The 806-nt window shown below is 31.8% G+C and carries 1 protein-coding gene; it reads left to right on the top strand.

Annotation, left to right across the window (positions count from 1 at the left end):
- Positions 1–22: 22 nt before the first annotated feature.
- Positions 23–580 (top strand): type IV secretion system protein, encoded by a 558-nt coding sequence (locus tag ACFIM8_RS09210; RefSeq protein WP_375614842.1) that lies wholly within the window; start codon positions 23–25, stop codon positions 578–580.
- The last annotated feature ends 226 nt before the right edge of the window (positions 581–806 follow it).

Below are 806 nucleotides of genomic sequence, written 5' to 3'. Positions count from 1 at the left end.
TAATCTATTAAAAAAAGGGGAAATTATTGAGCTCTTAAAAAAACAGCTTGAGTTGAAAAAAGAACAAATTTCACAAACAGAAAAAACCTATCAAGCTATAACAAATAGTCAAAAAACTAGACCTGAAAAAATAGATTTTTCTAGTTTTTTTCTCAAAGAACCAGAATCGCTCTATAAGAGTGATAAGCTTTCAAGAGAATCATATCAAAAGGTACTAGAGGACGAAAACAAAGTTTCTGGGCCTTTTGATCAAATGGGCAAAACTATTTCAGAGCGTTTACAATTTGCATCGATACTAGATAAAGCTGTAAGTTTAGAAACTTTTGAAAACGTAGAAAATCGTTTTCAATACCTCAAAAGTCTATTTAATGAACTTCAAACAAAAGAAAACCTGAAAGATATTGCAGATCTTCAAGCACATATCGATGGTTCATTAGCCATGATCCAAAATGAATTTATAAAGGTGCAAATGGTAGCACATTTACGTAACGCTGAGCAATCACTTATCAAAAGGAAAAGACGCGAACTTGATATGAAAATTTTTGATCATGAAAAAAAAGGGATGCCTACCATACGATGAAAACAAAAGCCGATGTAGAAGGTTCAGTACTCTCTGAACAATTAAGAGAGGCACAAAGATTTTATCAAAGCCAAGATATCGTGCTGAAAACACTTAGGTAATATATAAATGCAAATGAAGTGTTTAGCATATATCTATGTTCCAAGGTGATAAAAAGTTGAAAATTCATTAAAGAGGAATTCCATGGACTTTACAGTGTTCACGCAACTTTTCAATAAAATTGATC

The organism is Bartonella sp. AC535YNZD, from assembly GCF_042196625.1.
GTDB lineage: Bacteria > Pseudomonadota > Alphaproteobacteria > Rhizobiales > Rhizobiaceae > Bartonella.
Note: the sequence above shows the minus strand (reverse complement) of the source record. Positions and strands in the feature narration are given on the sequence as shown.